Origin of the sequence: Mesorhizobium humile (genome assembly GCF_033977215.1) — a bacterium.
In the GTDB taxonomy this organism is placed as follows: domain Bacteria; phylum Pseudomonadota; class Alphaproteobacteria; order Rhizobiales; family Rhizobiaceae; genus Mesorhizobium; species Mesorhizobium humile.
Map to the genome: position 1 here is coordinate 24,269 of NZ_JAVIIV010000020.1, position 26,858 is coordinate 51,126.

Consider the following 26,858-nt stretch of genomic DNA (forward strand, 5'->3'; position numbering starts at 1 on the left):
GAAGCTCCGTCGCGGAGACCCTGGGATCCATGCCGTTACCTTGATCGAGGGGCGCAGCGGAGCAGAATTCTGCACCGTTGCAACTACGCCGCGTCGCTTCGCTCCTTGCTTCGCCCGTGGATGACGACGGGAGGTATGTTTCGTCCAACTTTGAATCCCTTCGCCGCCGTCAATGCCCAAATGGAACCCCCGACATGGTTAACGAAATCTGTCCGACGAATTTACCTAGATTTCACGGGTGGTACACATTCGTAAATTTTTTGGCGGCCCGGTAAGGACTTGTTAAGGGACGACCCCGATAGTCGCGTGTAACTTGAGGGAGAAATCCCGTTCCTCGTCCCCTGAGGTTCAGCTCAAGCCCCCGTTGTGACAGCATCCCATTTCTCAAGGCGTCCTCTTGGACGCCTTTTTCTTTGGCCGCGCCTTGTCCCTGCGATGTTTATTCGGCAAGCACGCGCGTCGAAGGGAAGGCGACCTCGACCAGGGTTCCTTCGCCTGGCGTCGAGGTGATGGCGAAACGCGCGCGGTTCGCTTCCACCATGGCCTTGGTCAGCGGCAGGCCGAGGCCAGTGCCGTCGCCGCGTCCGCGCTTCAACGCATTGATCTGCTTGAACGGCTTTAGCGCCTGCTCGATCTCGGCCGGGGTCATGCCGATGCCGGTGTCGCGCACGCGCATGACGACATCGCCCGAAGCTTCGTAAGCGGTTGAGACGATCACCTGGCCGCCGGCCTGGGTGTAGCGGATGGCGTTGGACAGGATGTTGAGGGCGATCTGGCGCACGCTTCTCAGATCCGCCACCACTTCCGGCAGCCGCGAGGCGAAGCTGGAGCGGATGATGACGCGCTCGCGATTGGCTTGCGGCTGCATCATTGCCACCGTCTCGGCCAGCGTGTCGTTGAGCGACACCGCCTCGTAGTCCATCTCCTGCTGGCCGGCCTCGATCTTCGAGATGTCGAGCAGGTCGTTGACGAGGTCGAGCACATGGTTGCCGGACCGGTTGATGTCGCGCAGGTAATCGCGATAGCGGTCGTTGGTGATCGGGCCGAATTTCTCGTCCACCATCAGCTCGGAAAAGCCGATTATGGCATTGAGCGGCGTGCGGATCTCGTGGCTGATGCGGGCCAGGAAATCCGTCTTCTGCGAGGAGGCGCGCTCGGCCACCGCGCGCGCCTGCGTCAGGTCTTCCTCGGCCCGTTTCCATTGCGTGATGTCGCGCACCACGGCGCAGAAGCCGCTGTCGTTGGGCAGCCGGCCGATAGTCATGAACAGCGGGATGAAACGTCCCTGCGCCTCGCGACCGATGACCTCGCGGCCGTCATTCAAGACGCTGGCGACGCCCGGCTCCGAAAGGCCGGCGAGATAGTCGCGCGCCGCGCGCTGGCTTTCTATGGCGAACAGCGAGGCAAAGGGCTTGCCGGCGACCTCGTCGCTGTCGAAACCGAACAGTGCTTCCGCCGGCCGGCTGATCGAGCGGATGTTGCCGTCGCGGCCGATCAGCACGACGCCGTCGGTGGCGGTGTCGATGATGGTGCGCATCTCCGCGATGCGCGACTTCAGTTCCGGCACGTCCGGCTGCAGCGCCGGTTCGTCGTTGGCGGCGGTGAAATGCGCCCCGTCGTCCTCGCCGGAACGCCGCACCACCAGCATCAGCGCCTTGCCGCCGAGCCACGGCACGGAGCGCAGCAGCGCGTCGATCGGGAATTCCTGGCCGTTGCGGGTCTTGAGCTTCAGCGAGTGGTCGCTTTCGTCCGTCGCGGTGTCCTCGGCATATGGGTCGGCGAAGAGCGCGCCCAGGCCCCCGGCATCCGCGAGGTCGTCCACCGCATCGTAGCCGGTGAGTTCGAGGAAGGCTTCGTTGGCATAATGCAGCACGTCGCCCGAATGGATGAGCAGCGGCACCGGCAGCCTGGCGAGGATGGACGTATCGGGCGCCTTGGCTTCCTCTCCGGTCGAAAGAGCGGACGGCACGAAACCCGAGAGTTTGAGCGGCGGCACGTCGAGGCGTGGCCGCGCCGGCGCTTCTTCCGGCTGTTCTTCCGCGGCCGCGGCGGCATCCGCGTCGGAGCCTGCCCAATCCTCATTGTCTTGCGCGTCGCGGAAATCGTCCGCCGTCATGTCGTCGTCGTCGGCCGTCCCGCCAGGGGCGGACTGCGTGGCCGCTACCGGCCCCGCCGCAGGCTGTTCGACCGGCTGCTGCGGTTCCGTGGCGACAGGTTCGGCGGCCTGCCGGGCGCCCTCCGCTTGCTCGCTCTCGGAAACGGCCGCGATGCCGGCTTCTTCCGTGGGTTCTTCGCCGTCGGCATAGCTGAGCAGCGAGCCGGAAACGGCCGAGGTCTCGGCCTGGCCGGTGTCGGCCGTCTCGGGGGCATCGTCGATGCCGTCGAGTCGCGCCAGATCTTCCTGGCCTTCCGCCTCGGTCTCCGCTTCCACGGCCTCCGCATCGGCCTTTGCGTCATCGGCTTCCGGGGCTTGCGCTGCGGATGCCGGGCTCGCTTCCCTCACCGAACCGTCGTGCTCCGCCGCGTCGGGCTGCTTGTCGGCTTCGGCGGCGCGTTCCTCGGCAGGCGTGGCGCTGTCCTTGCGCAGCCGCTCGCCGATCTCGCGGAACGCGCTGCGCTCGAGGATCGACAAGCTCCTTTGATTTGCCGGCGTGTCGCTTCCCGGCTGCTTGTCGTTGGCCGGCTGGCGATGCTCGGCCAGCCTTATCACCTTGTCGGCGAAGCGCCGCTCCGGCTTCGGCACGATGGTCAATGCCGGCACTTCGCCCTGGAAGGGGTCTTCAGATGTTGGCTGTTCCGGCGCCGTCTGCTCGGAGCGTGGCTGTTCGGCTGGCGGCTCGGCCCCGGCAGGCGCCGCATTCGGCACCAGGGCCATGCCAAGCGCCTCCGGATCGACCACGGCGTCGGCACTGCGCGCGACGCCGAAGCCGCGAAAACCCTCGAAGGCGCGGCTGCGGCCGTAGACGGGCAGCGCCGCCAGATCGACCGGGATCTTCAGTCTGGTTCCGGCCACCGGCCACAGCACCGAGCGGCCGGACCAGGTATCGCGTCGGTCGAGCAGGCCGGCGATCTCGCCCGAGGCGTCGAGGCCGAACGTGGCTGCGACGTCCCTGAAGCGGCGGCCGATCACATCGGCGGCAGGCTGGCCGACGATGTCGGCGAATTCGGGCGACAGCGCGCTGAACCGGCCTTCGGCGTCGGTGCGCCAGACGAAGCGCAGCGGCGGCGCGGAGCGGTCGATGTCGCGGGGCGGGGCCGGCTGGGCCGATGTGGTGGTTTCGCGTGCGGCCACGTCGCGGCCATCCTGGCCTTCAGCCGTGGCTTCCCCCTCCGGCACGCCCTTCACCGGCGCTGCCGGTTGAGCATGCGCGGCATCTTCGTTGCCGGCATTGAAGTACCAATGGTCGTGCTGGCCGGCGCCCGCATCGGCGGCCTGCCTGCTGGAGTCGGCGGCGTTGGCCTGATGCTCGGTCCGGGTGGGCTGCTGGTCGGCCAAGGTCTCCGCGTCAGGCGGCGCATCGCCGTCGGGAGCCTCCTGGACTGGCTCGGCCTCTTCGCCAGCCGCCACGACCGGCACCGGGTTGTCCGGCGCGGACTGGGGTGCGGGCGCGACCGGGCTTTCACCCGGCGGCGTAGCGACAACGGCCTCTGGCGCTGCACCCTGTTGGTCGCCGGCCTGATCGTCCAGCTCGGCGGCCGGCCGATCGTCTTGCCCGCCATCCGAATCGTCGAGTTGGTTTTCGTCGATCACCACCAGCAGATGGCGCGTGTCGGTGAGCTGCGCAAAACCGGCCGGGTAGGAGGTATTGGTGCCCGGCACCAGGCGCTTGACGACGCGGTCGCCGCTGCTTGCCACATCCGCGACCAGGGCGGCCAGCGTCCGCGGCTCGATACCGAGCGCCGCAAAGCCGTCCGAGGCTGCCTCGACATCGCCTTGCGCGTCGACGAAGGCGATGAAATGCCCCGTCTCGGTAAAGCCGCCGATGGCGCGGCTGGCGATTTCGCCGGCGCTGCGCGAACTGGTCTGCGCCGCCGGTAACGCGAGCAGAATTGCCTTCTCGCCATCCGGCATCGTCACGGCGCTGGCCAGGAAGCCGACGGCGCGGCTCACCATGCCGGTGGCCAGCCTCACCGTGATGGCGCGGTCGCTGCCGATGTCCGGAAACCCGCTGGTCGCCATGATCTGCCGCCGGGCGATCAGCGGCAGCCGCGCCGAGGCGCCGATGATGGCCTCGATATCCGGATAGCCGAACGCCGACGCCCCCGGGCCGTTCGCCCAGATCACCTGTTCGAGGTCGACCGACAGGATGGCCAAGGCATCGCCCGCGGCAAAGCGCTGGCGCACCGCGTCGAGCACGGCGACGTCGAGGAAGGAGTAGTTTTCAGGCGGCATGCGCTGGCCAACCCTCCGGAGCGGGCATTTTTCAGTTAACGCTTTGTTAATAAAAGCCTGTGGCCCCAAGGTCCACAAGCCTGGGCTTGCATCGGTCGAAATCTCTGGGCTCTTGGTTAACGGCCCTGTGGCTAACGCCTTGGTACCTAACGTATGGGAAGATTTTTATGGTGCAGTGCAACAAAGATATTGCAATGCACAAAAAATCCTTTATATTGCCATCATACATGAACGAGACGGCTTTCTGTCAAAGCCGCTGCCCCGAAAGGTTGGAAAATGTCCAAGACCACCACCAAGACCGCAGAGACCATCGAAAACGTTGAATTCCCGAGCTTCGACGCTTCCAAGGCCACCGACCAGATCCGCGCCTTCGCCGAGAAGGGCGTCGAGCAGTCGAAGGAAGCCTATGCCAAGCTGAAGACCGGCGCCGAGGAGACCCAGAAGGTTCTGGAGTCGACCTACGAGACCGCCAAGACCGTTTCCAGCGACGTTTCGCTGAAGGCCATCGCCGCGCTGCGCGCCAATGCCGAGGCCGGCTTCTCGCACCTCGAAGCCTTGGTCGGTGCCAAGACCCTTTCGGAAGTCGTCGAGCTGCAGACCTCCTTCCTGCGCAAGCGCGTTGAAATGGCCGTCGAGCAGGCCAAGGAGTTCCAGACCGTTGCCACCAAGGCGGTCGAGGACGTCTCCAAGCCGGTCAAGAGCGCCTTCGAGAAGGCGATGAAGGACGTCAAGGCTGCCTAATTTCAGCGCTCAATTTTGCGCTGCATCAAAACGCCGCATTTCATCAGACAAATAGAGATGCGATTGTTTGAACAACCAGATACCCGGAAATGGAACCTCCTCCCTCCGTTTCCGGGGTGACCAGCCAGCACCTCCTCCCGCTGGCTCGTAACAGGAAAAGGCCGGCACCTCCTCCCGCCGGCCTTTTCTTTTGCCTTGACGCAGGCGGATGAGGAAACCCGTCCTTTCCCTTATCAAAGCCCTTGAATTAGAATCCGATAGCCCGTATTTGACGCATCGCCGAACGACAGAGCGGATCACGGAGAAAGAAGCTTCCTCGATCAAGCTCAGGCAAGCGTGCCGTTGTAGCTCAGCTGGTTAGAGCGCCGGATTGTGGATCCGGAGGTCGCTGGTTCGATCCCAGCCAACGGTACCATCGATTTGGATTGCTGGTTTATCGCCGTAAATTGCGATTTCGATTGCGCCGCGACCAATGCAAGCGCCGGCGAATTGAACGCCGTGCGCGAGGCGCACAAGATCGCCTGTCCTCAAGGAGATCCACAATCTCATGCGCATCCTGCGCAATCAGCGGCCGTGGTTCGAGATGAAGAAGCGTACCTTCTCGGAGGAACGCCGCGCCACCTATTGCAGCGAGCACCAGGTCGTTCTGGATGCGCTGCTTTCGCGCGACTCCGAAGGCGCCAGCAACGCGATACTGACGCATCTGAGGACGGTCGAGCGCAATCTTCTGGGGAGGTAATCGCCCGGATGGCGGACCCCGAGTCGACATTGCATGAGGATATCACTATATAGCGCCTGCTCAGGCTGAGGCCGGGGCAACGTTGACCGGGAAGCCATGATACGGTTTGTGATACAAATGCGTTGTCAGAGATAGAAAAAAGCAAGCAAAAACAACAGCGGCCCTTCTATCGACCCCAATCAACGATCTCATCATTCTCAACGATCTGAACGTGCACCTTGAACCCTTCCATTCCTTCGGTTTCGCGTACAACGGGCAAGATCTCTTGTCCCGCGGGCAAGACGTCTTGCCGGTCGAGGCCGACTCGGTTCGAATGGGGCATGCATCCTTTGCGGGGTGTGGACGTTCATGGCTACCAACCGGCTTAGCCGCCAGGGAAGAAGCAGTATGAGTGAACATGCGATCGAGTTCTTGCGCGGATGGATTGGCGAGAAAGTCCAATGCCAGCATTCGCCGATCAAGATCGAGCAGGCCGAGACCCTCGCCAAGGAGTGCTGCGCCAAGGCTGCCGAGGCAGGCATTCTCCTGGAAGACATCCAGGAAGAGGTCGGCGACATCCAGGAGTTGATCGCGTCGCGCCTCGAGGAGGCCGCCGAAGAGAGCACCGGCGAAGCGAAGCCCGACAAGCCGGCGGAATAAATACCCGCCTGCGACAGGCCGGCGGCCATTTCTATCCGAATTTTTCCTTCAGCCATTCCTTCGGCAGCGCCGGCACGAAGTTGCCGTCGCGTCCGGTCATATCCTCATTCGCCACCAATGCGTTGAAGATCGCCTCTTCGACGCCTTGCACGACCGCGTCGAAGAACGGGTCGATGTCGACGTCCGGGATGAATTCCGCGCTGGCGATGCGACCGGAAGCTCCCAGCGCGGCCTCTGGGTTGGCGGTCGAGAAGGCGAGAAAAATATCGCCCGAACTGTGGTAGCCAAAGCCGCCGGTCATGGCGATGCCCAGCGGCACGCGCCGGGCGAGCCGCTTCATCTGATGCGGCAGGAACGGCGCGTCGGTGGCGACAACAGCAATGATTGAACCCTTTTCGGCGCGCGCCGTGGCCTCGCGGATCGCCGGTTCGATAAGCTCCGGCTCGACGCGCCGGCCACGGATGGTGAAATTGTGCCTTTTGCCGAAATTCGACTGCACGAACACGCCAAGCGTATAACGCCTGTCCTGCCATTCGACGATGCGCGAGGCAGTGCCGGATCCGGCCTTGAAACCGAAGGTTATCATGCCGGTGCCGCCGCCGACGCTGCCTTCCTCGATGGCGCCGCCACCGGCGCTGTCGAGCGCGGCGGCGACATGCTCGAAGCCGACATGATGGCCGTTGATGTCGTTGAGGAAGCCGTCATAGGTTTCTGCCGCCACCGGCAGGCCCCAGGCGCTGTCGAGCGCGGCTGGCAGCACTTGGTGCATCCAGCGCAGCGTGGCGTCGCGGGTAACGCCGCAGGAATGCGTGTTGGTGATGGTGACCGGGAAATTGAAGGCGCCGGTTTCCTCGATGATATGCGTCCCGGTCAACTCGCCATTGCCGTTCTGGCTGAACACGCCGGCGAACACCGGCGTGGCGAGGTCTTGAACCGGTCTCGGCAGGATGGCGGTGACGCCCGTGCGCACCGGGCCGGTCCCAACTCGAAGTGGCCCGTCGCCTGAAATCAGCGTCGTATAGCCCACCGACACGCCCGGCACGTCGGTGATCGCATTGAAGCGTCCAGGCGTGCCGTCCGGCACGATGCCGAAGGAGCGCAGGCGCGGCTTGCCCGACGGGGTGCGAAGATGCGGGTCGTGATTGCTCATGGAAACCTCAGAACAACGAGCCCTGATTGCCCGGCTCCTTGGCCTTCGCTGTAGACTTAGCGGCCAGCTTCGGCCGCGCGCCGCCGCTGGTGGCGATGGCTTCGGCATTGCCGTCGGCGAATTCCAGCTGCAGCGCGGCACCCGGCGCCAGCTCCGCGACCCGCTTGATGACGGCGCCATCGGCGTCCTTGACCAGCGCGAAGCCACGCGCCAGCACGGCTTTGTGCGACAATGTCGAAAGCAGCCGGTCCGCTTGCGTGAGCGCCGCGCGCAGCCGGTCGAGTCGTCGCGCCGTCGCCTGATCCTGGCGGCGCGTCAGTGCGGCCAGTGTGTCCGCCTGCTGCTTCTGGCGCCGCACGATCGGCGCCGGCGACAGGCGCGTCGATGTGCGCTGGAAGCGCGTGCGTCGCTCGCGCACGATGGCGAAGAACGCGGCGCGGGCGCGCGCGATGTCGCGGCCGGTCAGCGTGCGGGCTTCATTGAGGCGCCGCGACAGGGTTGCCGGCGTCAGCCTCTGCCGATCCAGCGTTGCCCGCTTGCGCTCGATATTCACCGTCAGCCCGCGGCCCAGCCGGCTGGTCGCATCGTCGAAACGGCGGCGCGGCAGCGCCAGCAACTGGTCGGGCGAGGGGAGCGCGCGCGCCGCCGCGCGCACCGCCTGGCGCTTGCGCTCCAGATGCCGCGAGGCGCAGGCGTTGAGCCGCGCGCCGAGGCTGGCCAAGGTGGCCTCCAGGTCCGCCCTGACCGGCACGGCGATCTCGGCCGCGCCCGTCGGCGTGGGCGCGCGCATGTCGGCAACAAAGTCGATCAAAGTCGTATCGGTCTCGTGCCCGACGGCCGAGATCACCGGGATGCCGGACGCCGCAACGGCGCGCGCAAGTCCTTCGTCGTTGAAACCCCAGAGGTCTTCGAGGCTGCCGCCGCCGCGCGCCACGATCAGAACGTCTGGCTGGCGGATGGGTCCGTCCCATGTCAACGCGTTGAAGCCGTTGACGGCCGCGGTCACTTCTTTGGCCGTCGTGTCGCCCTGCACCCTCACCGGCCAAACCAGCACATGCAGTGGAAACCGGTCCTTGATGCGGTGGATGATATCGCGGATCACCGAGCCGGTCGGCGAGGTGACGACGCCGATGACCCGAGGCATGAACGGCAGCCGCCGCTTGCGGCCGGCATCGAACAGGCCTTCGGCCTGCAGCCGGCGCTTGCGCTCCTCCAGCAGCGCCATCAGCGCGCCCGCGCCCGCCGGCTCCAGATTGTCGATGACGATCTGATAGTTGGATTTGCCGGGATAGGTCGTCAGCTTGCCGCTGGCGATCACCTCCATGCCTTCCTCGGGGCGGAATTTCAGCCGCGCCATGGTGGTCTTCCAGACCACGGCATCGATCCGCGCACGGTCGTCCTTCAACGCGAAGTAAGCGTGGCCGGACGAATGCGGGCCGCGATAGCCGGAAATCTCGCCACGCACCCTCACATTGCCGAAAGCGTCCTCGACAGTGCGCTTCAGCGCGCCGGAAATCTCGCTCACCGTGTATTCGGTGGCGTTGCTGCGTGATTCGGTTGCTGTTTCACTCATTTGGCGATTGGGGAACGCTTATCGGCGCGCGTCAAGCCGGGACAAACCTCGCTAATATTATAACGCGATTTTAAGCCCGATTTGCTTTGACTGGCGCGCCAGGAGAGCCGGCCGGGGACGTGATGAGCGCACGCCACAACAGCAGCCCGTTGACGCGTCAGGTCACGCTGACCGTGCTGACGCTCGCCGCTTTCGCTTTGGCCATCGTCGTCGGCTTTGGCTTCTACGCCGCCAATCAGGCTGATGAGGCCTCCCTCGAACGACAGAAGATTTTCATAGCCGATGGCCTGAAGGACCAGATCGCCGCGGTCCAGCGCGAACAGGAAAGCGTGACCGTCTGGGATGATTCAGTAACCAATGTGAGGGCGGGCAATCAGGCCTGGATCGAGGAAAACCTCAGCACGTGGATGTACACCTATTACGGCCACAACCGGGTCTACATTCTCGACGCAGCCAACCGTGCGATCCATGCGATGCGGGAAGGCAAGGTCGTCGAGGCGTCGGCTTTGGGTGAGGACGAGCCGGAATTGCGGCCGACCATAGCGAGGCTGCGCCACATGTTGGCTGAGCCGCCGAAGGCCGGCGTCTCCGGGCAGTCGGCCAAGATGGTCGCTCAGGATCTTGTCTCGCTCCAGGGGAAGCCCGCGATCCTGAGCATCATGCCGCTCGTGCCGAGCACGGATCGTGTCACCCAGGCGACTGGCACAGAATATCTGCATGTCTCGGCCGAGTTCATCAATGATGCCGTCATCGGTAGGATCGCCGGAAAATACCTGCTCGAGGGGGCGCGGCTGGTGCCGCTGTCGCAGCCGACGGGCGCCGCAGCCGTACCGCTGATCGATTCCCGCGGCGTCATCCTCGGATACATCAGTTGGGACCGGTTGAGGCCCGGCCTCACTTTGGTGCGTCAGACCGCGCCGGCCTTGGCGATCGCGCTGCTTCTGGGAGGTGGCGTCCTGATGTACCTACTGCGCAGGTTGCGCCGTGCCTCGGCCGCGTTGCAGAGCAGTCAGGACCACGCGCAGTATCTCGCCTTCCACGACACGCTCACCGGTCTGCCCAACCGGGCGCTGTTCGAAGACCGCTTGCGGCGCACGCTGCTGTTCGCCGGCCAGGACGGAACGCGCGTCGCACTGCTTTACCTCGACCTCGATCGCTTCAAGCACATCAACGACACACTCGGCCATCCGGCCGGCGACGAGCTCGTGCGCCAGACGGCGGCGCGGCTCAAGCACACGATCCGCGAAGTCGACACCGTCGCGCGGCTCGGCGGCGACGAGTTCGCCATCATTCTACTCGACGTTCCCGACGTCGGCAGTGCCGAGGACATCGCCGAAAGGCTGCTCTTGAAGCTGCGCGAGCCGTTCCGGCTGATCGACGACCAGGTCTTCGTCAGCGCCAGCGTCGGCATTGCGCTGTCGTCCGGATCGGATACGGATGCCGACGACCTGCTGCGCAAGGCCGACATCGCGCTTTATGAGGCCAAGAAGAATGGTCGCGGCCGCTACGAGGTGTTCGCCGGCGACATGGACGATCTCTTGTTGCGCAAGCGCAAGGTCGAATCCGAACTCCGCAAGGCGCTGGACGGCGAAGGTGGCATAAAGCTCGCTTATCAGCCGGTTTTCGCGGCCGACGGCCGCGGCATACTGGGCGCCGAAGCGCTGATCCGCTGGGGGCATGAAGTGCATGGCGCCTTGCCGGCGGCGCAATTCATCGCGATTGCCGAAGAGCGTGGCCTCATCGGCGAGCTCGGCAAATGGGCGCTGAGCGAGGCTTGCCGCTTTGCCGTCGCGACCGAATTGCCGTGGATCGCCGTCAACATCTCGCCGATGCAGCTGCGTGACGTCGGCTTTGCCGAAGAGGTCGCCGAGATCCTGAGAGAAACCGGGCTCGACCCGTCCCGCCTGCAGCTCGAGACCACCGAAAATGTGCTGCTCGAGCACAATGACACGATCGGCGCGGTGATTGCCGCGCTGCGCCAGTCCGGCGTGCGCATCGTGCTCGACGATTTCGGCACCGGCTATTCTTCGCTCAGCTATCTGCGCCGTCGGGCGATCGACAAGTTGAAGATCGACCGCTCTTTCGTGCGTCTGCTCGACGAGGACCAAAGCGCCCGCGCAATCGCCAAGACGCTGATCGAGCTGGCGCTGGCGCTCAAGGTCGAGGTGACCGCCGAGGGCGTCGAGACCGACACGCAAAAGGCCCTGCTGGTCGGCATGGGCTGCCATCAGTTGCAGGGCTATCTGCTGTCGCCGCCGCTGGAGCCCGGCCAATTGCTTGCGCTGCCGGGTGTTTCACCTGCCAACCGGGAACGTTCCGTGGCCCGCGCCTGACGTCTACCAGCCAGGCATGATCTGGTTCGCCTTGCCCCGCTTCATCTTGGCGAAGGCGAGCGCGGCGAAGTCGAAACTTCCCGCCTCTTCGCTGACCGGCACGGAAATGTTGTCGAGGCTCTCGGCGATGTGGCGGGCCAAGGCGTCGACGATCTCCGGCTGCGAGGTCTGGCCGCGCATGATGCCGATGCGGCAGTCCGGCAGCTGGCCGAACCCGTCGGCCTCGCCGAGCACGCGCATGCCGGGCCGCAGCGCGCATTCCGGCAGCACCGAGACCGCCAGGCCGGAAAGCACGGCCGCGGTGATCACCGTGGCCGAGAAGCTGGAGAACAGCACGCGGTAGTCGCGGCTCTGCCGGTCGAGGACGTCGACCGCGGCGCGCCGCCAGATGCAGTTCGGCCGGCCGAACGCCATCGGCAGGGTTTCCTGCTCATGCGTGGCGTGGTTCGCCGAGGTAACCCACAAAAGCGGCTCGCGCCGTACCACTTCCGACTGGCCGCGCGTGTCGTTATGCGTCACCAGCGCCAGGTCGAGATTGCCGCGCTTGATGTGCTCGACCAGCCCGGGCGTCGGTTCGCAGACCACCGTCAGTTCGACGCGCGGGTTGGAGCGCGAGAAGCGCGCCATGATCTCGGGCAGGAAGCGGTCGGCATAGTCGTCCGGCGTGCCGATGCGGATCGTGCCTTCGAGCCGCTGGTCGTCGAAGGCGGCCAGCGTCTCGCGGTTGAGAAAGATCAGCCGCCGCGCATAGGAAAGCAGCCTGTCGCCTTCCTCGGTCAGCTTGTTGGTGCGGCCGTCCTTTTCGAACAGCGGCTTGCCGATCCGCTCCTCCAGCCGCCGCATCTGCATCGACACGGCCGACTGCGTCCGGTGCACCTCTTCGGCCGCTCGGGTGAAGCTTCCCGTATCGGCAATCGAGATGAAGGTTTGCAACTGATCGAGGTCGAGCGGCGCTTTCATCGGTCCAACCCATCATTGATGTTGATGCTAGAGATTAAAAACATTCGTTGGATTAATCAATCGCGTGATGGCAAATTGGCGTTGTTCACATGAAGGCATGTGCATGGAAACCGGAACGGCGCTTCTCCCAAGGCGCCGGTTGCCTGGTTTCGTCCGCTCGACTCCTGGAAGGAGAGACTGACATGACCACGATTGAATTCGCTTCCGAGACCCCGCGGATCACCACGCGTCCGGCCGTTGCGACGCGCGTGCTCAATGCTCTCGCCAACGCCTATGTCGCCTGGAAAAATCGCCGCGCCTTCTATCGCCTGGGCGAGATGTCGGACGCCGAGCTTGCCGATATCGGTCTGACCCGCGCCGACCTTCATGTCGCTGTCGCCATTCCTTTCGGCCGCGACCCGACCGTGAAGCTGCGCGCGATCGCCAGCGAGCGCGCCGACACGATCGAGGATCTTGCTCGTCAGGTCGCCTGAACGGCCGCGTTGCTCTGGATTTCCGGTCGCGTTGAACCTTTTCACGGCTCGGCGCGACCAAGTCTCATGCAGGCTCCCGCACTCCCTGCCGGTGCCCCGCCGGCCAGCCTGCACATTGCCCGGTTCCTCCTCCAGGACCGGGCATTTTTTTAAGATGGACGTCATTCAGGTGAGGCCGGTCTGCAAACGGCGACGTCGTCCGCTTCCGGTGCTCACGTACTTAAGTACGCTCCGCTCCGGCTCTCGGACCCTACCTTGTTTGGACGCTTCGCGCCCGTCTTCGACTCCGGCTCGGCCCGATCTGAATGGCGACGCATCTTAGGATCGCGCGAGACCTACCGCCGTTCCATGTCGCGCTTGAACTGGTCGAAGATCGTTCCGACATTCTTTTCATATTCGTCGCGCTGTTGCGCGCCGGTCTCGAACATCTTGCCGAAGATGTCGTCGAACGGGTTTCGGGGCCGGCCGCTCGGGTTGGTCTGCGGCTGTTGCGGCTGGCGCTGTTGCGGCTGCGGCGCCGGCTGTCCGCCGGGCAGGCCGAAACCGCCGCCGCCCTGGCGCAGCATCTCCTCGAAGATATTGCCGAGCGGATTGTCGCCATACGGGCTTTGCGTCTGTTGCGGTTGAGTCTGCTGCGGTCGTCCTTGCGGCTGCTGCGCCGCACCGCCACCGAACATGTCCTGCAGCACTTTGCCGAGTGGGTTTTCGCCGTAGGGATTGGGCGCCTGCCGGGGTTGGCTCTGCGGCTGTTGCTGCGGCGCGCCGCCGCCGAACATGTCCTGCAGCACTTTGCCGAGCGGGTTTTCGCCATAAGGATCGGGCGCCGGCTGCGGCGCCTGGCGTGTCTGCGGCGTCGGCGCGAGGCCGCCTTGCCGCATCATCTCCCCGATGATCTCGCCGAGTGGATTGCCGCCGCCACCGAACCCGCCGGCGGCCTGCATCTGCCCCCCACTCAATTGATTGTTGGTCTGCTTGAACAGCCCGCCCATCATCATCGAAGCCATTGCCGGCAGCATCTGCTGCAGCACCTGCTGGCTCAGTCCCGTCGCCTGCGCGGCCTGGCTCGCCACGGCGCGCGACAGGTCCTTAGAACCGAACAGATGGCCGAGAATGCCGTTGCCCTCATCGATGCCTTGCGGCGAAAAGGCTCTGGTGGCGTCCTCGAAATATTTGGCGTGCTGGCCGCTTGCCATCGCCGTCATGAAGGCGCCCATCCCGTAGGGATCGGCGGTGTTGCGCTGCAGTCCTTGCGAAAACGCCGGCAGCAGCGCCTGGACCGCTGCCTGCGTCTGCTGCATCGAAAGCCCGTATTGCTGGGCCATCGCCTGCATGCCGGCGCCGTTCTGGGCCTGGGCGAAAATGTCGAACAGGGACGGCATTGGGTTCTCCTCCGACAATATCCTCGTCGGAGAGCCTAGTTCGTTTCCATCACCGATTGAAGTGGCATTTGCTGCCCAACCGCTCGGCGCATGCCGGACGGGTTAATAGGCATATTCCATGAATACAGGCTCGATCGAACCGCCCCAGCGCGTGTGGTAGGCCGACAGCATCTCCTCGGCGCTGGTGGTGCCGCGCGCCACGACCTCGTCGAGCGTGTTGAGGAAGGACGTCTCGTCATAGCCGTCGCGGTTCTTCCTGGCCCGGTTCTTCAGGCCCGTGCGCGAGATGGCGAGCACGTCGCGGGCGACATCGCGCAAGGTGGCGTTGCGGAACGGCGCGGCGATGCCCAGCTCCGGCACGGCGTTGCGCATTGCCAGCGCTTCCTCGTAGGTCCAACTCGCGGTCAGCGTCTCGGCGGCGTCAAGCGCCTGCTCGTCATAGAGCAGCCCGACCCAGAAGGCGGGCAGGGCGCAGATGCGCCGCCACGGCCCGCCGTCGGCGCCGCGCATTTCGAGGAAACGCTTCAGGCGCACGTCGGGGAACAGGGTCGAGAGGTGGTTCGCCCAGTCGCCCATCGTCGGCAGGCCGTCGGGGACTTCGTTGCGGGCCGCGCCCGCCATGAACTGGCGGAAGGTGTAGCGCGTCATGTCGTGATAGTGGCCGTCGCGAATGACGAAATACATCGGCACGTCGAGCGCCCATTCGACATAGTCGGCAAAGCCGAAATCGGGCGAGAAGCAGAGTTCGAGCATGCCTGAGCGCTGGTTGTCGGTATCGCGCCAGATGTCGCCGCGCCAGCTTTGCAGGCCGTTCGGCCGGCTCTCGGTGAAGGGCGAATTGGCAAACAGCGCCGTCGAAAGCGGCTGCAGCTTCAGCGACACCTGCATCTTGCGGCGCATGTCGGTTTCGCTCTCGAAGTCGAGATTCACCTGGATCGTGCAGGTGCGGTACATCATGTCGAGGCCCTTGGTGCCGACCTTCGGCATGTAGCGCGTCATGATCTCGTAGCGCGACTTCGGCATTTTCGGCGTGTCGGCCAGCGACCATTTCGGGCTGCCGCCGAGGCCGAGGAAGCGGATCCCCATAGGCTCGGCGATCTCGCGCACCTGCGCCAGATGCGCATTGCCCTCGCGGCAGGTCTGGTGGATCGACTCCAGCGGCGCCCCGGAAAGTTCGAACTGGCCGCCGGGCTCCAGCGAGATCGCGCCCTGGCCGGTCGGCTCGACCAGGCCGATAATGCGGCCGGCATCCATGATCGGATCCCAGCCGAGTTTCTCCTGCATGCCTTCGAGGATGGCGCGGATGCCGCGCTCGCCGCCATAGGGCACGGGCGCGTTGCCGTCGACATAGAAGGGGAATTTTTCGTGCTCGGTGCCGATGCGCCATTTTTCGCGCGGTTTGTTGCCGTCGGCCAGATAGCCGACCAATTCATCGATGCCTTCGATGGGCTGGGTATCGGTTGTGTCGCGCGCCATCTCGCCCCTCCGTGCGCATGATCCCCGAAAACCGGCATCGATTTCCGCTGGACGTCCTGCGCAAGACTTTAAGTTTTACAGCGGCCTTTGCTCCACGAAAAGGAGGCGCGGTGCTGCAGTGGCCGGACGGCCGCCGGCGCTAGATGGACGAAATGCCGTCAGCCGATCAAGCAAAAAATCCTGAGCCAGGCCTCAACAGGATTTGATCACCAGTCGCCGATCGTCGCCTGGATCGCGGCAAGTGCTGCCACCGCCGCCGTGTCGGCGCGCAGGATGCGTGGCCCGAGCGGGATCGCGGTGACGAAAGGCAAGGCCCTCAGCATCTTGCGCTCGTCCTCGGAAAATCCGCCTTCCGGACCGACCAAAAGCGCAAGCTTCTTCTCACTTACCGCTTGCAAGGCCGGCAGCGGATTGGTGGTCGAGGCATCCTCGTCGCAGAAGATCAGCCGCCGCTCCTTGTCCCAATTGGCAAGCAGCCGTTCCAGTTTCTCCGCCTCGCGCACCTCGGGCACCGCCAGGATGCCGCATTGCTCGGCCGCCTCGACGACGTTGGCGCGCAGCCGCTCGATGCCGGGTTTTGCCACCTGCGTGTGCTGGGTGATGACCGGCTGCAGCACACCGGCCCCCATCTCGACCGCTTTTTGCACCAGGTAATCGAGCCGGCCTTGCTTCAGCGGCGCGAAGCAATAGACGAGGTCCGGCAACGGCGGCTGCGGCCGCTGCAAGTCGAGCACCTTCAGCCGGACCGCCTTCTTCGACTTCGCGGCGATCGCAGCCGACCACTCGCCGTCGCGGCCGTTGAAAAGCAGAACCTCGGCGCCTTCGCCGAGCCGCAGCACATGGGCGAGATAATGGCTCTGTTGCTGTCCGGCGTCGAATTCGAGGCCGGGTTCAAGATCATCCGGCACGAACAGCCGCTGCATTTTATAGTTGGCGCGCATCGCTGAGGAATGAGTGAGGCGACGGGCTGCGTCAAGTATCGGCGCTGGGATGCCAGACCGGCGTGAAACCATGCTTCAATACGGAAACGCTGGTCGCCGGTGTCAGCATCCGCAGCTTCTGTCCTGCCAGGCGCTCGAAGGTGAGGGGAGCGGCGTAGCCCGCGAACGACCATTCGAGTGCCTTGCCGGCGCGGATCGCATAGGCGGTATCGCCACTGGCAATCATGGAGCCGTCTGGCAAGCTGTCGAGGTCTTCCACGTGCACACTAGGCGGCCTCCCGCCCGAAGCCAGTCGCTCCTTGTGCAGCCGCTTGTCGACCATCGGCGCGCGCGGCACGTCAATACCGAACGCCTCGCCGAAGCGGCCGACGAAATCGGTCGCCCGTTCGCGCCGGCAGAAGAAGCAGGGCCGGTGGCCGGCGGCTAAGGCGCTCACCTCGTCGAGGAAGAACAATTCCGTCCAGCCCGCCTTGCCGCCCGGCCGGTTGCGGCCCATCGGCTCGCGCCGCACATCGCGGAACTGGCACACGCAGATGATCCAGGCCGGCAAGGCCCAGCGCTTCTTCAGCAGCGTCCTGGTCTCTGGATCGTGGATGATGCCGCGATTGCCGGTGAACAAGCCACGTTCCGGCACCGCATGGATGGCGCCGAAGGGATCGACCCGGTTCTGCAGTGGCATAGCTTTCTCTCCGCTGCGTATCTTGGCTGGAATGCGGGCCGCATGATATCGCTCGCCCCAGCATTTTCATGTCAGCAGGTTTTCGATGCGGGTTTTGGTCGTCCAGAATTTCGATAATGAGGGCCTTGGCCAGATCGGCGCGGCGCTGGTGGAGGCCGGCGCCGATATCGATCTGCGCAAGCCTTACCACGGCGAAACGCTGCCGCAGGACAGCAGCGAGCATGACGCCATGGTCATGCTGGGCGGCGCCCAGAACGCGCTCGACGACGAAATCTGCCCCTACTTCCCCGCCTTGCTGGACCTGACCCGCGATTTCGCCGACAAGGATCGCGCGGTGCTCGGCATATGCCTCGGCAGCCAGCTTGTGGCGCGCGCCTTCGGCGGCACCAACCAGATCGGTGGCGCCACCGAGTTCGGCTGGCATAAGGTGTCGCTGACGCCGGCCGCCAAATCGGACCCGGTCCTGGCGGCGCTGCCCGAGAAATTCCCGATCTTCGAATGGCATGACGACACGTTCGGCCTGCCGGAAAACGCCGTGCGGCTGGCCGGAAGCGCGGTAGCCGAAAACCAGGCCTTCCGCCTCGGCCGCGCCGTCTACGGCTTCCAGTTCCACTTCGAGGCGGATACGCCGATGGTGCGCGATTGGAGCACGTCCTTCGCGGCAATGATCGCCGAGCGCCATCCCGACTGGAACGACCGGCTCGACGACGAACTGGCCCGCAATGGCGCAGACGCCGACGCCGCCGGGCTGGCGATCGCCCGCGCCTGGGTGGCGACGATCTAAAGGCTTGCCGATACTCAGGTGATGCCGGCCTGGCCTCAACACACCTAAGCGGCGCCGGCCCTGGCACGCAGCGTGGCATAATTGGCACGCCTGCGGGCTTCTGCTTGGGGACAACATTCTTCTTCCTTGGTTTGTGTCCGGCTGCTCGCCTAAGAGGGCGCGCTTTGTATCGCCGGTGCAACCGCCATGAACCTTTTGTGTGATCCAGCCGACACACCGGCGATACAGAATCTGCTTAGAAGCGCGAAATCGTCGAAACATTGAGACGCATTTTATCGTTTCAACGCATTGGTAACCGCCTCGTGCCCAGATGCAGAAAGCTTAACCAGAGATGACGTCCGTGAAAGCAGCTCTCCTGTCTTTTGTCATGCTGTCTGCCATCGTGCTCTGCGGCTTGGGTATCTATGCCGCCGACGCAGCGACCAACCACCGGGCCGTCGACGGCTACGGCGTCACCGCCTCGCTGAACTAAGCCTCCATCAAAATCGGCAGCACGTCCGAGCCGGGATCGCGCCGAAGGTGTGTTGAGATTCAGGTCAGGCCGAGTCGAGAATGACGGCTCTCGAGAACCGGCCTACGCCGGCCGTAGCCTTCATAGAGCGAATACACTTGTGAGAGCTTCGGCCGGCGAAGGCCGGAGCGGAGCGTACTGAAGTACGTGAGCACCGGAAGCGCAGAAAGCTGTCATTCGCAGGCCGGCCTCACCTGAATATCAATGCGCCTTAGAGCGCTTTGCCTTGCACGTCGATGATCTGCTTGTCGCTGCCGTTGACGGCGAACGCGCTCAGCGTCCCCGATTTCCAGGCGAGCGTGTCGACATTGACGCGGTTGGCCTTCACCTCGGCTTCGGGCACGGGCGTGTGTCCGTGCACGATCACTTTGGGATAAAGTCCAGGGTGGTCGTGAAACGCGTCGCGGATCCAGATCAGGTCCTGCCGGCTTTGGCTGTCGAGCGGCACACCGGGGCGGATCCCTGCGTGGCAGAAAAAGAAATCGCCGAAACTGACCGAGAACGGCAGCGACCGCAGGAAGTCGACATGGCTGGGCGGCACCGCCTTCACCAGGGCCATGTGCCCCCGCGCGATGGCCTCCGCCTTGCCGAACCAATGCATGTCCCGCGTGAAATCCACGCCATATGACTGCGCCGTCTGGACGCCGCCATAATTCATGAACAGGCCGTCGGGCTCGGCATCGGCGAGGAATTCGAGCATGCCGATATCGTGGTTGCCGGCGAGCATGATGTTGCGCGGATCGCGCTTTTGCGACTCGATCAGTAAATCGATGACACTCTTTGAATCCGGCCCGCGATCGACATAGTCGCCGAGATGGATGATGCGCCAGTCGGACCCGGGCGCGTGTTCCAGTTCGCTCTCGATGCGCCGGTGCATGGCGGCAAGCAGGTCGTGGCGCCCATGCACGTCGCCAATGGCGTAGAGCCGCATGCCGTCAGGCCCGCGCGCGTCGAGGTAATGGATGCCGGTTTCGGTCAAGGTGGCGTTTTCCGGGACGAGGCTGTGACCGAACCTAACGCCGATCTGTGAACATCGCCCTAGCGGCGGAGTCGGTCCTTGCCCCCTGTTGGCGATAGTGGCGCTTGCTGTACCCTACCGCCGGAGCTGCTCCTTGCCCATGTCGGTGACGAGGCGCTTGCCGCAGAGCGCCAGGGTGACGTCCATTTCCTTGCGGATGATTTCGAGCGCCTTGGTGACGCCGTCCTTGCCCATCGCGCCGAGGCCGTAGAGGAATGGTCGGCCGATATAGGTGCCCTTGGCGCCAAGGCAGAGCGCCTTGAGTACGTCCTGGCCGGAGCGGATGCCGCCGTCCATATGGACTTCGATCTTGTCGCCGACCGCATCGGCGATTTCTTCCAGCACCGAGATCGAGGAGGCGGCGCCGTCGAGCTGACGCCCGCCGTGGTTGGAGACCACGATCGCGTCCGCCCCGGTCTTGGCCGCCATCAGCGCGTCTTCCTTGTCGAGGATGCCTTTCAGGATGAGCTTGCCACCCCAGCGCTCCTTGATCCAGGCGACGTCCTTCCATGACAACTGCGGATCGAACTGCTCCGTCGTCCAGGACGACAGCGAAGAGACGTCGCCGACGCCCTTGGCGTGGCCGACGATGTTGCGGAATGTGCGGCGCGGGGTAGCGGCAATCCCCAGGCACCAGCGCGGCTTCAGCGCCAGGTCGACGATGTTGGCCAGCGTCATCTTGGGCGGCGCCGAAAGCCCGTTGCGGATATCCTTGTGGCGCTGTCCCAGGATCTGCAGGTCGAGCGTCAGTACCAGCGCCGAGCATTTCGCCGCCTTGGCGCGGTCGATCAGGTTGAGCACGAAATCCTTGTCGCGCAGCACGTAGAGCTGGAACCAGAACGGCTTCTTGGTCGCCGAGGCGACATCCTCGATCGAGCAGATGCTCATGGTCGACAGCGTGAACGGCACGCCGAACGCTTCCGCCGCCTGCGCCGCCAGCATCTCGCCGTCGGCATGCTGCATGCCGGTCAGCCCGGTGGGCGCGAGCGCCACCGGCATCGCCACCTTCTCGCCGATCATGGTCGTTTCCAGCGAGCGGTTGCTCATGTCGACCAGCACGCGCTGGCGGAATTTTATCTTGGCGAAGTCCTCTTCATTGGCCCGGTAGGTGCTCTCCGTCCAGGCGCCGGAATCGGCATAGTCGAAGAACATCTTCGGCACCCTGCGGCGTGCCAGGTCCTTGAGGTCGGCGATGGTGAGGATTTCGCTCATGATGGGTTCCCCGCTGATGGCTAGGAGCGTTTGCGTGTGGGTTCGATGTCGTCCGAGCGTTGCCTGAGGCGCAGCCTGGACACGCGCTGCCAGTCGCCGCTGCGCTCGGCTTCCGCCATCGAGCGCTCGACATAGGTGATGTGGTCCATCGCGGCCTTGCGCGCCGCGATCGGGTCTGCCGCCTTGATTGCTGTATGTATCGCCCGGTGCTGTTCGAGCAGCGCCTCGCGCGCGCCGGGCACGCTGAACACCAGCAGCCTGTTCTGGAACACGCCTTCGGAGAGCAGCCGGTAGCAGGAGCGCAGCGTGTGCAGGAGGATGATGTTGTGCGCGCACTCGCAGACCGCATGATGGAACTCGACGTCGATTTCCGCCTCGTCGTCGAAATCGCCGTTCCGGTGCGCTTCGTCCATGCGCGCCATGATGCGGTCGAGCAGCGCGAGGTCTTCCGGCGTCGCTCGCCGCGCCGCATATTCGGCCGCCACCGCCTCGATCTCGCGCCGGTACTCCAGATAGTCGGTCACCGCCTTGCGGTGCGTCGAGATGAGGTCGGTGACAGGCTTGGTGAAGAGCTGGCCGATGACGTCGGCGACATGGGTGCCGCCGCCGGCCTTGGTCGTCAGCAGTCCTCGGCCTTCGAGCGCCTTCAGCGCATCGCGCAGGATCGGCCGCGACACGTCGAACTGGCGCGCCAGTTCGCGCTCCCCCGGCAGCCGGTCGCCGGTGCGCAGCACGCCTTCGAGGATCAGGCTCTCGATCTGCTGCACAACCTCGTCGGCGGTGCGCGAATGCTCGATCCTGGAGAAAATGTCGCTCAAAGGGACGCCTGGAAAACGGAACAGAGGTCGCGCAGATTAAAGCGTCTGTCGCCAACTGGTCAAATTATTTATCCAATTCGTCCAACCCGGTCGCATTACCCGTCATGCGTCACCATCCCCGAGCGCTAATATTTGCTGTTTACGTGCGTTGGCGATTGCCGCAAGAGGGCTCGATTGCACGAAAGGTCGAAACCAAGGGGGCCAGCCGTGTCGGACGAGACGTCCAACATCGAGTTCCAGCCGCGCGCCCAAGGCAGTGTCATGGGCTTCCCGGCGCATGAGGGGCGGCCTGGCGCGTTGGGCGAGGTCCATGCCCGTCCGCACCCGCTGATCGAAAAACCGCGCGTGCTCATCCAGCTTTCCTTCATGACCGAAGGCGGCGCTGCCGTCGATCATGCCGTGCTGTCCGAACTGTCGCGCCGCCTCGGCATCGCGGCGCCCGACCGCCAAGCCCGTCACCATGCCATGAAATGGGGCAAGGGCACGCTGCGCTGGGAGCGGCATACGGAATTCTCGACCTATCTCTGGGAAGGGCCACTGGCCGAAAACGGCCGGGGGCAGGAGGATTCGCCGTTCGGCAATGGCTTCTCGCCACCCGGCACGGTGATTTCCGGCATCCGCCTGGAGATCCGCAAATGGACGCAGGCGAGCGAAAAGCTGATCGCCGGCTTCGATCCGACCAGCTTGTGCTATTCGCTGGTCGAGCGAGGCGCCGCCGCCATCCTCACCGATTTCCGCCAGGACGGCGACGGTCTGACCCGCATGTTGGTGCTCGATCGCGGTCTGACGCCGGCCAGCACCGGCGCCCTGTCGCAGCGGCTGATCGACATCGAAACCTATCGTACGCTCGCGATGCTCGGGCTGCCGCTGGCGTTGACGCTGTCTGGCCGCGCTCGCCGCATCGAGGACCGCCTGGCGCAGACCACGCTGGAAATGAAGGCGGTCGAAACCCGCGACAGCCAGACGCTGCTCGCCGACCTCACCGAACTCGCCGCCGAACTCGAGGCCGACGCCGCATCCAGCCTCTATCGCTTCGGCGCCAGCCGCGCCTATGACGGCATCGTCACCGAAAGGCTCGAAGCGCTGGATGAAGAGCCGGTACAGGGTTTTGACACCTGGGCGGGCTTCCTCTTGCGGCGCATGGCGCCAGCCATGCGCACCTGCCGCTCGGTCGAGGAGCGCCAGGCCAACCTGTCGCGAAAACTCACGCGCGCCACCACGCTGCTGCGCACCTGGGTCGATGTCGAGGTCGAGAAGCAGAACCGTGACCTGCTGGCGTCGATGAACAATCGCGCCCGGCTGCAACTGCGCCTGCAGCAGACCGTTGAAGGCCTGTCGGTGGCCGCCGTATCCTATTATGTCGTCGGCCTCATCGGCTATGTCGCCAAGGGCGCCTCGATCTTTGGTCACGCCTTTGCGCCCGAGGTCGTCACCGCGGCGTCCGTGCCGGTCGCCATACTGCTGGTCTGGTGGGGCGTGCGCCGGGTGCGGAAAATGCATTCCGAGCCGGCGAAGCATCCGGGCGAATAACCTTCCTCCTCGATGGGTTGCGAGGCCAGCGGCAGATTGCCGCTGCGGAAGCCTGGCATTATGCTCGCCGTCCGCGTGGGACCAAAGCAGCGTTTGCAACAAAACCGTCAGGCTGGTAAAAGATTTTGACCAGTCAAGCGAGATGAGGCCCGCCCGATGTCCGGCCTAGCCATGCCCAAGCCAGATGCCGGGACGCTGCGCCGGCGCGCCGAGATCGTCGCCGACATGCGCATCATCGTGCCGGGCGAGGGCGTCGTGGACGCGGCCAATGAAATGCGCGCCTTCGAAAGCGACGGCCTGACCGCCTACAGGCAACTGCCGCTGGTCGTGGTGCTGCCGGAAACGGTGGCGCAGGTCTCCCGCGTCCTGAAATACTGCAACGAGCGCAACATCCGCGTCGTGCCGCGCGGTTCCGGCACCTCGCTGTCAGGCGGCGCGCTGCCGCTCGAGGATGCGGTGCTGCTGGTCATGAGCCGCTTCAACCGCATTCTTCAGATCGACTATCCCGATCGCGTCGTCGTCGCCCAGCCGGGCGTCACCAATCTCGGCATCACCACCGCCGTCGAGCAGGAGGGCTTTTACTACGCCCCCGATCCATCCTCCCAGATCGCCTGCTCGATCGGCGGCAATGTCGCGGAGAATTCCGGCGGCGTACACTGCCTGAAATACGGGCTCACCGCCAACAATGTGCTCGGCATCGAGATGGTGCTGATGAATGGCGAGGTGGTTCGGCTCGGCGGCAGCCACCTCGACCAGGAAGGCTACGATTTGCTCGGCGTCATGACCGGCTCGGAAGGATTGCTCGGCGTCGTCACCGAGGTCACGGTGCGGATCCTCAAGAAGCCGGAGACCGCGCGCGCGCTCTTGATCGGCTTCCCGACCAGCGAACAGGGCGGCCAATGCGTCGCCGACATCATCGGCGCCGGCATAATCCCCGGCGGCATGGAGATGATGGACCGCCCGGCGATCCACGCGGCGGAGGATTTCGTCCATGCCGGCTATCCGCTCGATGTCGAGGCGCTCTTGATCGTCGAGCTCGATGGTCCAGGCGTCGAGGTCGACCACCTGATCGGCCTCGTCGAGGCGATTGCTTACAAGAACGGCTCGACCACCTGCCGCATCTCGCAGTCGGAGCAGGAGCGGCTGAGTTTTTGGGCCGGGCGCAAGGCGGCTTTCCCGGCGGTCGGCCGCATCTCGCCGGACTACTACTGCATGGACGGCACCATCCCGCGCAAGGAACTGCCGCGCGTGCTGGCCGGCATGCGCGATCTCTCCGAGAAATACGGTCTCGGCGTCGCCAATGTCTTCCACGCCGGCGACGGCAATCTGCACCCGCTGATCCTCTACGACGCCAATGTGCCGGGCGAACTGGACAAGGCCGAGAGTTTCGGCGCCGATATCTTGCGGCTTTGCGTCGAGGTCGGAGGCGTGCTCACCGGCGAGCACGGCGTCGGCGTCGAGAAACGCGACCTGATGCCTGAAATGTTCAACCAGGTCGACCTCGACCAGCAAATGCGCGTCAAATGCGCCTTCGATCCCAACCATCTGCTCAACCCTGGCAAGGTTTTTCCCCAACTGCGGCGCTGCGCGGAGTTGGGGAGGATGCACGTGCACCGCGGCCAGGTGGCGTTTCCGGACATTCCGAGGTTTTGATGGGGGTTCAAACTCGCATGTCGGCGTTCTGTCACGCCCCCCTCTGTCCTGCCGGACATCTCCCCCTCTTGGGGGGAGATCAGCTGTCATTGCGGCCTTCGCTAATCTCCGACATTGCAAGTGAGGCGCGGTGGCAGAAGCTGCCAATCTCCCCCCTAGAGGGGGAGATGTCCGGCAGGACAGAGGGGGGCGCGAAGGAACGCGGCCTATGACCACCTTCACCCCCTCCACCTCAGCCGAAGTCCTCTCCACCGTCCAATGGGCTGCGGCGGAAGAAACGCCCGTCGAAATCCTCGGCCACGGCTCGAAGCGCGGCATCGGCCGCCCGCTCCAGACCGAGCATACGCTCGACCTGTCGAAGCTCACCGGCGTTACCCTCTACGAGCCGGCCGAACTGGTGCTGTCGGCACGCGCCGGGACGCCGCTCGCCGAAATCGAAAAGCTGCTCGCCGAAAACGGCCAGCAATTCGCCTTCGAGCCGATGGACTATGGCCCGCTGCTCAGCGGCGAGGCGGGCAGAGGCACGATCGGCGGCGTGCTGGCCTCGAACCTGTCCGGCCCGCGCCGGCTCAAGGCGGGTGCTGCGCGCGACCACATCCTTGGCGTTGCCGCCGTCTCCGGACGCGGCGAGGCGTTTAAGTCGGGCGGCCGCGTGGTCAAGAACGTCACCGGCTATGACCTCTCCAAGCTGATGGCCAACAGTTGGGGCACGCTTGCCGTTCTGACCGATGTCACCTTCAAGGTCCTGCCGGCCGCCGAAACGGAAGTGACCTTGGCCATTCGCGGCCTGCTCGACGATGCCGCCGTCGCCGCGATGAGCCTGGCGCTCGGCTCCAGCGCTGAAGTGTCGAGCGCCGCGCATCTGCCGCAGCGGATCGCCGCGCGCGTCGCCGGTGGCAGGCACGGCAGCGATGCCGCCACGCTGCTGCGCGTCGAAGGTTTCGGCCCGTCGGTCGTCTATCGCATCGAGGCATTGAAGCAGCTGCTCGGCAAGGCCGGCGCGCTCCAAGAGATCGCAGGCGAGGCGTCGAAGACGATCTGGCGCGACATCCGCGATTGCGCTCCCTTCGCCGATGGCGGCGCACGGCCGGTCTGGCGCGTGTCGATGGCGCCGTCCGAGGCGCATCACATGGTGATGGCGCTGCGCATGCACGCGGCGGTCGACGCCTTTTACGACTGGCAGGGCGGCCTGGTGTGGCTGTCGATGCGCGAGGACGATCCCGAAGCCGAGCTGCTGCGTGGGCTGATCAGCAAGCATGGTGGCGGCCACGCGACGCTGGTGCGCGCCTCGCCCTCGCATCGCGCGGCGGTGCCAGTCTTCGAACCGCAGCCGCCGCATCTGGCGGCGCTCTCGGCGCGGCTCAAGGCCGAGTTCGATCCGAAGAATATCCTCAACCCCGGCCGCATGGCGCCGGGCTCCAGCTCTGCTACTCTTGCCCGATCAATGGAGGGAGCAGCATCATGAGCAATACCGATCCAGGACCGAGCAGCGCACCACGCCAAACCGACCGCTGGCTGGAGCCGGGCCAGACCAACGCGCTGGTCATCTACATTCTCTACCTCGCCGGCCTCGTCATCGGCATCACCGGCATTGTCGGTATCGTGCTTGCCTACATCAACCGCGGCAAGGCCGGCGGCTTCGTCGAAAGCCACTACACGTTCCTGATCAGGACGTTCTGGATCGGCCTTCTCTACGCGTTGATCTCGGTGGTCCTGATGATGCTTGTGATCGGCTTCGTGCTGATGTTGGCCGTCGCCGTCTGGTTTATCGCCCGCTGCATCCTGGGCCTGCAGACATTGCAACGCGGCGAGCCGGTCAGGAACCCGCAAAGCTGGCTTCTGGGACAGTAAGGATT

At 64.8% G+C, this 26,858-nt stretch carries 22 protein-coding genes and 1 tRNA gene; 12 read left to right on the top strand and 11 right to left on the bottom strand.

Annotated elements, in window-relative coordinates; all coding sequences use genetic code 11:
• Positions 1-439 precede the first annotated feature (439 nt).
• A complete protein-coding gene (locus tag RFM52_RS25270) occupies positions 440-4,393 on the bottom strand; it encodes a PAS domain S-box protein (protein WP_320298483.1) in 3,954 nt (1,317 codons plus the stop codon).
• A gap of 276 nt (positions 4,394-4,669) precedes the next feature.
• Between RFM52_RS25270 and RFM52_RS25275 the strand changes: the two genes are divergently transcribed.
• The 4 genes from RFM52_RS25275 (at position 4,670) to RFM52_RS25290 (ending at position 6,512) form a co-directional block, all read left to right on the top strand.
• Entirely contained in the window at positions 4,670-5,134 is a 465-nt protein-coding gene (locus RFM52_RS25275) for a phasin (protein WP_320298484.1), read from the top strand.
• Positions 5,135-5,472: 338 nt separating this feature from the next.
• A tRNA-His gene (locus RFM52_RS25280) sits at positions 5,473-5,549 on the top strand.
• 132 nt (positions 5,550-5,681) lie between these two features.
• Positions 5,682-5,873, top strand: coding sequence for an FCD domain-containing protein (locus RFM52_RS25285; RefSeq protein ID WP_320298485.1), 192 nt, complete (start codon positions 5,682-5,684; stop codon positions 5,871-5,873).
• A 387-nt stretch (positions 5,874-6,260) separates the two neighbouring features.
• Positions 6,261-6,512, top strand: a complete 252-nt coding sequence (locus tag RFM52_RS25290) for a hypothetical protein (protein ID WP_320298486.1) — start codon at positions 6,261-6,263, stop codon at positions 6,510-6,512.
• A gap of 31 nt (positions 6,513-6,543) precedes the next feature.
• Here the strand turns inward: RFM52_RS25290 and RFM52_RS25295 are convergent, their stop codons facing one another.
• The gene (locus tag RFM52_RS25295) at positions 6,544-7,662 is read right to left on the bottom strand and encodes a DmpA family aminopeptidase (protein ID WP_320298487.1); all 1,119 of its coding nucleotides are present in this window, start codon (positions 7,660-7,662) and stop codon (positions 6,544-6,546) included.
• A gap of 7 nt (positions 7,663-7,669) precedes the next feature.
• Positions 7,670-9,235, bottom strand: a complete 1,566-nt coding sequence (gene xseA / locus RFM52_RS25300) for an exodeoxyribonuclease VII large subunit (protein WP_320298488.1) — start codon at positions 9,233-9,235, stop codon at positions 7,670-7,672.
• 122 nt (positions 9,236-9,357) lie between these two features.
• Between xseA and RFM52_RS25305 the strand changes: the two genes are divergently transcribed.
• Positions 9,358-11,568 carry a putative bifunctional diguanylate cyclase/phosphodiesterase gene (locus tag RFM52_RS25305; protein ID WP_320298489.1) on the top strand — a complete coding sequence of 737 codons (2,211 nt, stop codon included), beginning with the start codon at positions 9,358-9,360 and terminating at the stop codon, positions 11,566-11,568.
• Positions 11,569-11,571: 3 nt separating this feature from the next.
• Here RFM52_RS25305 and RFM52_RS25310 read toward each other — a convergent pair whose 3' ends face one another.
• The gene (locus RFM52_RS25310; RefSeq protein ID WP_320298490.1) at positions 11,572-12,528 is read right to left on the bottom strand and encodes a LysR substrate-binding domain-containing protein; all 957 of its coding nucleotides are present in this window, start codon (positions 12,526-12,528) and stop codon (positions 11,572-11,574) included.
• A 182-nt stretch (positions 12,529-12,710) separates the two neighbouring features.
• Here RFM52_RS25310 and RFM52_RS25315 point away from each other — a divergent pair, with 182 nt between their 5' ends.
• Entirely contained in the window at positions 12,711-13,001 is a 291-nt protein-coding gene (locus RFM52_RS25315) for a DUF1127 domain-containing protein (RefSeq protein ID WP_320298491.1), read from the top strand.
• Between the two features lie 335 nt (positions 13,002-13,336).
• Here the strand turns inward: RFM52_RS25315 and RFM52_RS25320 are convergent, their stop codons facing one another.
• The 4 genes from RFM52_RS25320 to RFM52_RS25335 all read right to left on the bottom strand — a co-directional run bounded on the left by RFM52_RS25320 (position 13,337) and on the right by RFM52_RS25335 (position 17,476).
• A complete protein-coding gene (locus RFM52_RS25320; protein ID WP_320298492.1) occupies positions 13,337-14,380 on the bottom strand; it encodes a DUF937 domain-containing protein in 1,044 nt (347 codons plus the stop codon).
• 102 nt (positions 14,381-14,482) lie between these two features.
• On the bottom strand, positions 14,483-15,856 hold the full coding sequence (locus tag RFM52_RS25325; RefSeq protein ID WP_320298493.1) for a glutamate--cysteine ligase: 1,374 nt from the start codon (positions 15,854-15,856) through the stop codon (positions 14,483-14,485).
• Between the two features lie 206 nt (positions 15,857-16,062).
• Positions 16,063-16,797, bottom strand: a complete 735-nt coding sequence (locus tag RFM52_RS25330; protein WP_320298494.1) for a 16S rRNA (uracil(1498)-N(3))-methyltransferase — start codon at positions 16,795-16,797, stop codon at positions 16,063-16,065.
• 31 nt (positions 16,798-16,828) lie between these two features.
• On the bottom strand, positions 16,829-17,476 hold the full coding sequence (locus RFM52_RS25335) for a hypothetical protein (RefSeq protein WP_320298495.1): 648 nt from the start codon (positions 17,474-17,476) through the stop codon (positions 16,829-16,831).
• An 85-nt stretch (positions 17,477-17,561) separates the two neighbouring features.
• Here RFM52_RS25335 and RFM52_RS25340 point away from each other — a divergent pair, with 85 nt between their 5' ends.
• Positions 17,562-18,260 carry a type 1 glutamine amidotransferase gene (locus tag RFM52_RS25340; RefSeq protein WP_320298496.1) on the top strand — a complete coding sequence of 233 codons (699 nt, stop codon included), beginning with the start codon at positions 17,562-17,564 and terminating at the stop codon, positions 18,258-18,260.
• A 340-nt stretch (positions 18,261-18,600) separates the two neighbouring features.
• Positions 18,601-18,732 (top strand): hypothetical protein, encoded by a 132-nt coding sequence (locus tag RFM52_RS25345; RefSeq protein ID WP_263481599.1) that lies wholly within the window; start codon positions 18,601-18,603, stop codon positions 18,730-18,732.
• A gap of 250 nt (positions 18,733-18,982) precedes the next feature.
• Here the strand turns inward: RFM52_RS25345 and RFM52_RS25350 are convergent, their stop codons facing one another.
• The 3 genes from RFM52_RS25350 to RFM52_RS25360 form a co-directional block, all read right to left on the bottom strand.
• Positions 18,983-19,750, bottom strand: coding sequence for a metallophosphoesterase (locus tag RFM52_RS25350; RefSeq protein WP_320298497.1), 768 nt, complete (start codon positions 19,748-19,750; stop codon positions 18,983-18,985).
• Positions 19,751-19,864: 114 nt separating this feature from the next.
• Positions 19,865-21,004: an alpha-hydroxy acid oxidase gene (locus tag RFM52_RS25355; protein ID WP_320298570.1), complete on the bottom strand. Its 1,140-nt coding sequence runs from the start codon at positions 21,002-21,004 to the stop codon at positions 19,865-19,867.
• Positions 21,005-21,021: 17 nt separating this feature from the next.
• Positions 21,022-21,819 carry an FCD domain-containing protein gene (locus RFM52_RS25360; RefSeq protein WP_320298498.1) on the bottom strand — a complete coding sequence of 266 codons (798 nt, stop codon included), beginning with the start codon at positions 21,817-21,819 and terminating at the stop codon, positions 21,022-21,024.
• A 207-nt stretch (positions 21,820-22,026) separates the two neighbouring features.
• Between RFM52_RS25360 and RFM52_RS25365 the strand changes: the two genes are divergently transcribed.
• The 4 genes from RFM52_RS25365 to RFM52_RS25380 all read left to right on the top strand — a co-directional run bounded on the left by RFM52_RS25365 (position 22,027) and on the right by RFM52_RS25380 (position 26,853).
• Complete coding sequence (locus RFM52_RS25365) at positions 22,027-23,349, top strand: DUF3422 family protein (protein WP_320298499.1); 1,323 nt, start codon at positions 22,027-22,029, stop codon at positions 23,347-23,349.
• Positions 23,350-23,505: 156 nt separating this feature from the next.
• Positions 23,506-25,002 (top strand): FAD-linked oxidase C-terminal domain-containing protein, encoded by a 1,497-nt coding sequence (locus RFM52_RS25370; protein ID WP_320298500.1) that lies wholly within the window; start codon positions 23,506-23,508, stop codon positions 25,000-25,002.
• 208 nt (positions 25,003-25,210) lie between these two features.
• Complete coding sequence (gene glcE, locus RFM52_RS25375; RefSeq protein ID WP_320298501.1) at positions 25,211-26,467, top strand: glycolate oxidase subunit GlcE; 1,257 nt, start codon at positions 25,211-25,213, stop codon at positions 26,465-26,467.
• Positions 26,464-26,853 (top strand): DUF4870 family protein, encoded by a 390-nt coding sequence (locus RFM52_RS25380; protein ID WP_320298502.1) that lies wholly within the window; start codon positions 26,464-26,466, stop codon positions 26,851-26,853. The genes glcE and RFM52_RS25380 overlap by 4 nt, the downstream gene beginning before the upstream one ends.
• The last annotated feature ends 5 nt before the right edge of the window (positions 26,854-26,858 follow it).